The organism is Oceanotoga sp., assembly GCF_030445905.1.
GTDB classification, from domain to species: Bacteria; Thermotogota; Thermotogae; order Petrotogales; family Petrotogaceae; genus Oceanotoga; species Oceanotoga teriensis.
Map to the genome: position 1 here is coordinate 1 of NZ_JASUSU010000079.1, position 6,703 is coordinate 6,703.

Sequence of the window (6,703 nt, forward strand, 5' to 3'; positions counted from 1 at the left end):
TCAGCAGAAAACTTCTTTCTCATATCTTTCACTCCCCTTCGTATATGATTATACTCTCTACTTTCTAACTGTCCAATCCTTCAGGGGAGCAGTATAAAACCTTTAACTAACTGTTGAACATAAGGCGAAATATTCATTATTGCCATTCCATTATTCAAAGTTGCAATAAGAAAACCACCTAAAATTGTCCCGAAAACCCATCCTTCACCACCAAACAAACTTGTACCTCCTATAACAACCGCCGCAATGGCATCTAATTCATAACCCACTCCCGCATTAGGTTGGGCACTTCCTAATCTCGAAGTTAAAACCATTCCACCTAGTGCTGCGAAAAATGAACTTATAGCGAAAACAAAAATCAATATCTTTTTAATTCTAATACCTGATGCATATGCTGCTTTTATATTTCCTCCAACTGAATATACACTTCTTCCAAAAGTTGTATAAGATAGGACAAACCAAACTATTATTCCTGAAGCAATAACTACAATAAAAGGAAAGGGAATACCAAAAAGGTAACCTTGTCCCAAAAAATAAAAACTTTCTGGTAATCCCCAAATAGGTGCACCATTAGTGTAAATCAATAATAAACCTCTCCCAATTGACATAGAGGCCAAAGTAGCAATAAATGGAGGTAATTTCCCATATGCAACTAAGGCACCATTAAATATTCCAAATGCTATACCGGCAATTAAAGCAACTAAGGCACCTACAAAAACATTACCATTAGCTGATAAAGTAGTACCAGCAAAAATAGCACCAGCTAAACCCGCTACAGAACTTACTGATAAATCTATCCCAGCACTTAAAATAACAAACATTTCTCCTAAAGCAAGTAAAATATTAACTGAAGATTGCTTAGCTATTGTTAAAAAATTTGACGAAGTAAAGAAATATTCACTCTCTTTAATTGAAAAGAAGATTATTACCCCTATTAAGCCAAAAATAACCCCATATTTCCTTATAAATTCTAGTCCTTGAATTTTTCTATTTTCTAGTACTTTTTCTTGAACAGATGTTTTTTTCAACTTCATTCCTCCTTCCCTTTAACAGCAAGCGATAAAATTTCTTCTTTTGTTGAAAATTTAGGATTAATTTCTCCTGATATTCGTCCCTCAGACATAACTATAACTCTATCACACAAATTAATTACTTCTTCCATATTCGATGAAACCAATATAATAGCAACATTATTTTTTGATAATTCATTAATCAACTTATATATTTCATATTTTGCTCCAACATCTATACCTCTTGTCGGTTCATCCAAAATCAATAATTTTGGTGAACGAATTAACCACTTACCAATAACAACCTTTTGTTGATTTCCACCGCTTAAATTTTCAACTTTTTGATTTAAATTTTTTATTTTAATATTTAATTCTTTTACAATTTTAGTAGCGGAATTTTTTTCTTTTTTATTATTTAAAATTCCAAATTTTGAAAATATATTAAGATTTGGTAATGCATGATTTTCTCTCATACTTCTTTTCAAAACTAATCCTAATAAATGTCTATCACCAGGAACATAATATATACCTTTATCAATTGATTTTTTTGGATTCTTTGGCATAAATTTCTGATTATAATAATTTATACTTCCTTCAAAAAATTTTCTTAAACCAAAAATCGTTTCAGCCAATTGAGAACTACCACTTCCTATTAAACCTGTAATTCCTAAAATTTCTCCTTCACTTACTTCAAAAGACACTCTCTTAAAAAATTGTGATGATAAATTTTCAACTTTTAAAATTACTTTTCCAATTTCTTTGCTTGTTTTTTCTGGATATCTATTATTTAAACTTCTTCCAACCATCTGAGATATAAGATCATTCAACCCAACGTTAGAAATGTTAGAACTAAAAACCAATTCTCCATTTCTTAAAACTGTAACTCTATCAGCAATTTCAAATATTTCTTCTAATCTATGTGAAATATACAAAATTGTAATTTCATGCTTTTTTAAATTTTTTAATACTTTAAACAATGCCTTCGTTTCATCTAAAGACAACGCTGCTGTAGGTTCATCCAATATTAAAATTCTTGGATTAACTGACAAAGCTTTAGCAATTTCCACTATCTGTTTATCACCTATACTTAATGATGAAACCTTTGCATCAGGAGGAATGTGATTTATTCCTAATTTTTTAAATATTTCTTTTGTTTGAGACTTCAAAATAGATTTTTTAATAATTGGAATATTTCTGTTGTTTACTTTCCACCTTCCTAAAAATATATTTTCATATACACTTAATTGAGGTACTAAACTAAATTCTTGATGAACTATCATAATACCTTCTTTTAATGCTTCTGTTGGAGAATAAATTTTCCTTTTCACATTATCAACAAATAATTCTCCAAAAGTTGGGGAATATTCTCCTGATATGATTTTCATTAAAGTGGACTTTCCCGCGCCATTTTCGCCAACAATAGCGTGAATTTCTCCCTTGTAAATTTCTAAACTAATATTCTTCAAAACTTTAACTCCAGAAAATGATTTACCGATTCTCACAATTTTTAAAATAGTTTGATTCATTAAAATTCACCTCTAATTCTATAAACTCATACTCTTCTTATCCCAGGATCTGTGAAAACATCATATTCATCATAACTTGTAGTTGAAAATTCCGATATTACTGCTCCATCTTTACCAGCAATAAACCAATGTAAAGTATTAGGAGGTAGTGTATATTGTTCGCCAGGTAATAACACAATTTCGTGCCAAACAGTAAAATATTTTTTCTTATTAAATGGTATAAATCTTTTTCCATAAGCATTCTTAGTAGGTTCACCAGGGACATATAAATAAACTTTTCCCCATCTACATCGAAAGGTTTCTTCTTTTCCTTGATAATTAAGATGTAAAATAGGAGGATGTTTATGTTCGGGACATATTTGGTTTGGTAATAGTACAATTTCCTTTGCACAAACTCTATTGGTATTTACATAAACTACTAATTGTAAACCTATATTTTCAGGTTTTCCCAACCCTAAATCTGTTATTTCCATTTTTTCAATCTCATCTTTTGTTAAAATAATATTTGCTTTTCTAATTATCTCTAATGCTTTTTCTTTTAATTTTAAACTATTCATAATTATCATCTCCCTAGAAAATAATGGAAAACGTTTTCTCAATTTTTCGTTTCAATTTTACAAAAAACTATGAACATAAGTCAAATTGATAATTACTTAAAATTAAACATTTTCAATGATATTTACTTAAAAAACTAAATTAAAGAAAAATTTCTTAATGTTTCTTTAATTTTCAAAATTTTAATTTCTGTAATCCAAAAAAGCATTATACTTCTTTACTGAAGAAATGGAAGGGGAAAAAGAGTAAAGTAATTATATAAAGAGAAACGTTAACTATAGCTAGAAAATTCTCTGCAAAAGAAAAAAATCATTGTTATCAAAAAACTTTCCAATGAAAAAACTGTTTTCCAAATTTGCAGAGAACATGGAATTTTTTAAGCTTAATCTTACAAATAATCTGATGGATTTCTTGAAGGTATAAAAAAAGCTTTGGGGAATAGAAAATTTTTCTAAATTTAAACAATTTAAACATAAAATTGAAGAACTTGAAAAAGTCACTTTCTAATAAACTATTGTCATTTAAACATAAAAACATAAAACAGCAATACATTCTAGCGGTACAAATAGTCATATTATTTTCTAGCAAAGATTTTAGAATTTCAAAAAATAAGGTATTTTAAAGTTAGCTAAATACATGTTACTACAAACCTAAGAAATATAGTTGAGAAACAAATGATAAGGATTTAGAAAATAAAAATCATTAAACTCAAACGTGGACATCCATATTGAGGATAAAACAGGTGTTTACAAGTTACGATAATCCAAAAAGGTAACGCGACCACAGGAAGATATCTTAAATGCGTAGAAAAAAGAGGTATAATTGGTGATGAGATGAATTGAGAAAAACTAGTTGAAAAAAGGTATTTGAAAAATTTTACAATAGGTATATTCACATAGAACTCTAGGGTATAGAAGGCGAGGGAAGTATACAAAGCATTAATGAGATTACACAAAATTATTTGATTTTTTGATCTGTTTGTTGATCATTACAATATTTAAAATAACCAACATTTTTATTCAATCTGCTTAGAAAAAGCAACACCCATTCATATCAACAGATGCAACCGTTGAATCAGCAAAATCCACGATTTCTTTAAATCTTTTGTTTTTAACCAAAATATGGTTTCCTATTAGATCTGCATGAAATAATTTAAAATTGTATTGTTATATTTTTCTATACCCATTCTTTCAAAATGAACTTTATGTAATTTTTTTAATTTTCAGACAAAAAATATAATTATTTATATTATTCAAAATATATTTTAGTTTATATCTATAATACTTAATCCATCTTTTTAAACTTACTGTTTTCAACTTATCTAAGTCTAAATTATGAAACTTTCATAGAATAAACCTAAAGGAGTCCCAAAAATAAATTCGCAGACTAATATATGAAAACCACTAACATATCCCGAATAATATTTTTTACATTTTTTACTTCTATCCATCTTTCTCTTGTAACATCCGTTTTTTCTCCTCATTCTACTAATCCTACAACAACCGCAAATCTCTTCGGGGTTTTTTCTTTTCGATATGAATAAAAATATCCAATATTTTTAAATGTATCTATCATTGAAACTTCAATATTCCTTACTCCAATTTCTGCAATTTGCTTTTCAACTATTTGCCATAAATTTATATAGAACTTTCCATGTTTTTCAATGACATAATTTCCCCCAAATTTCAAAACAAATTTTTCTGCAACATCTTTACCAACTTCAAAACTTTCTGGACCAATTGATGGGCCTATACTTACAAAAATATTCGATGGATCACTTCCAAACTTATTAACCATTTTTATAATCAAGTGTTTAGGAGTTTCAATCAATGTTCCTCTCCAACCAGAATGTGCAACACCAACAACATTTTTAATAGGGTCATATGCAATTATAGGCACACAATCTGCATATTTGGTAACTAAATAAATTCCTTTAACGTCAGTTATCAATCCATCTGTTTCTTTTATGATATTTTCATAATATTTATTAGTCAGCATTTCTTCACTTACATACTCAATGTTATTCCCATGAACTTGATTTGTAAAAACTAGTTTATTTAAACTCAATCCCAGTTTTTCGAATAAAACCTTATAATGCTTATCAAAATCTTCATTATTAAATGACAAATCTAATTCTTTAATTTTTTTGTCTTCTAATCTTACTTTTCTTGTGGTTACAAAATGGTTTAATTCTCTAAATTGTAAAAGCAATCTTGACTTGCATATGGTAATCCCATAGATTTCCTTACATATATAGTTACCTATTTGCATACTTATCACCTATAGCTTTTCAATTTTAAATTAAACAAAACATTAAACAAACTAAAAATAAAAATAATTATTGATACTGACAAAAAAGAAAATTCAAACGAATATGTATCTGCTAATTTTCCAAATAAAGGGAAAATCAATATCATATAAAAACTATATACCATAGAACACATAGAAAGGATTGTAGCTCTTTTTTCACTAGGTATATTTTTATTAACATAGTCGTTATATACAATCACCAATACACCTATAACTCCACCCATGAGCATATTAAAAACATAAGGTATATTAGATATTAATCCAAAAGAAAATAAAGAATATAAAATTGGCAAAACAATAAGTATTTTTTCAAATCCAAACTTTTTCTCTATTTTGTGTGTAAAATAAGAAATAGTAGCACTAATTATCCCCGAAACAGCCATAACTAATCCTATTTGAAATTGATTTATTCCAATAGACAAAAAATAATTTTGTAGATAGAAAAAATAAGTAGTTCCTATTACAAAAATTCCCTCTACAAAAAATATCAAATATAACACTTCTTTTTTATTTTTTAAATATTTTAAACTTTCAGACGCGTTCACAAAAACTGCTTTAAGTGATTTTATTTGGTGTTCCTCTCTTATATTGGGTTCTTTAAATGTTAAAGATTGAATAATGGTTATTAATCCCAAAATAATAACATAAACAAAAACAAATTCATACTTTATTTTAGCAATATACCCACCTAAAACATATCCACTAATCATACCTATTTGAGTTATTAATTCAATTTTTCCAGCAATTTTCATGTAAACTTTTTCTTTATTAATTTCCTTTAATGAGTCATATAAAAGAGCCTGGCCTGCACCAGATTCAAGATTATACGACAAAGCCATTAACGCCATTGCTAATGCAAAATGATAAAAATTGTTACCAAACAACATACTTATATTCGAAATTACCCATATTACTCTTCCTAAAGTTCTGCTTGTTTTTCTTCCAAAAATGTCTGCAATTGCTCCGGTTGGAACCTCCATTAAAAAAGAGGTAATATGAAATATTCCTTCTAATATTCCTATTTGTGTCAAACTCATCCCTTTATATGCTAAATAGAGCATCCATACAGTAGCTATTAAATTAAAATTATTTAAAAAAGAATAAATATATTCCCTAAATATGTTCTTATTTAATTCAATTTTATATAAATTGCTCACCATATTCCTCCATATTAAAGTAAATATTCATTAATTAAATTATCTTCTGTAATGCACCCCGAAAAATTGGACAGAAATTACGAAACTTTTGTAAAACTTAGATATTCTTCATATACCTCCCGCGGACTTCTGTATTTCAACGCAC

5 protein-coding genes are annotated in these 6,703 nt (G+C 27.7%); all 5 read right to left on the reverse strand.

Annotation, left to right across the window (positions count from 1 at the left end; genetic code table 11):
• Positions 1 to 80: 80 nt before the first annotated feature.
• The 5 genes from PWP28_RS13605 to PWP28_RS13625 all read right to left on the reverse strand — a co-directional run bounded on the left by PWP28_RS13605 (position 81) and on the right by PWP28_RS13625 (position 6,558).
• Positions 81 to 1,028 carry an ABC transporter permease gene (locus PWP28_RS13605; protein ID WP_308644996.1) on the reverse strand — a complete coding sequence of 316 codons (948 nt, stop codon included), beginning with the start codon at positions 1,026 to 1,028 and terminating at the stop codon, positions 81 to 83.
• A 2-nt stretch (positions 1,029 to 1,030) separates the two neighbouring features.
• On the reverse strand, positions 1,031 to 2,536 hold the full coding sequence (locus PWP28_RS13610) for a sugar ABC transporter ATP-binding protein (protein WP_308644997.1): 1,506 nt from the start codon (positions 2,534 to 2,536) through the stop codon (positions 1,031 to 1,033).
• A gap of 26 nt (positions 2,537 to 2,562) precedes the next feature.
• The gene (locus tag PWP28_RS13615) at positions 2,563 to 3,093 is read right to left on the reverse strand and encodes a hypothetical protein (protein WP_308644998.1); all 531 of its coding nucleotides are present in this window, start codon (positions 3,091 to 3,093) and stop codon (positions 2,563 to 2,565) included.
• A 1,477-nt stretch (positions 3,094 to 4,570) separates the two neighbouring features.
• On the reverse strand, positions 4,571 to 5,362 hold the full coding sequence (gene pgeF / locus PWP28_RS13620; RefSeq protein ID WP_308644999.1) for a peptidoglycan editing factor PgeF: 792 nt from the start codon (positions 5,360 to 5,362) through the stop codon (positions 4,571 to 4,573).
• A gap of 5 nt (positions 5,363 to 5,367) precedes the next feature.
• Positions 5,368 to 6,558, reverse strand: a complete 1,191-nt coding sequence (locus tag PWP28_RS13625) for an MFS transporter (protein WP_308645000.1) — start codon at positions 6,556 to 6,558, stop codon at positions 5,368 to 5,370.
• Between the last annotated feature and the right edge of the window lie 145 nt (positions 6,559 to 6,703).

Coding starts and splice junctions, on each gene's coding strand:
- PWP28_RS13610 (WP_308644997.1), bottom strand. CDS start 2,536: ATGAATCAAACTATTTTAAAAATTGTGAGAATCGGTAAATCATTTTCT.
- PWP28_RS13615 (WP_308644998.1), bottom strand. CDS start 3,093: ATGAATAGTTTAAAATTAAAAGAAAAAGCATTAGAGATAATTAGAAAA.
- pgeF (WP_308644999.1), bottom strand. CDS start 5,362: ATGCAAATAGGTAACTATATATGTAAGGAAATCTATGGGATTACCATA.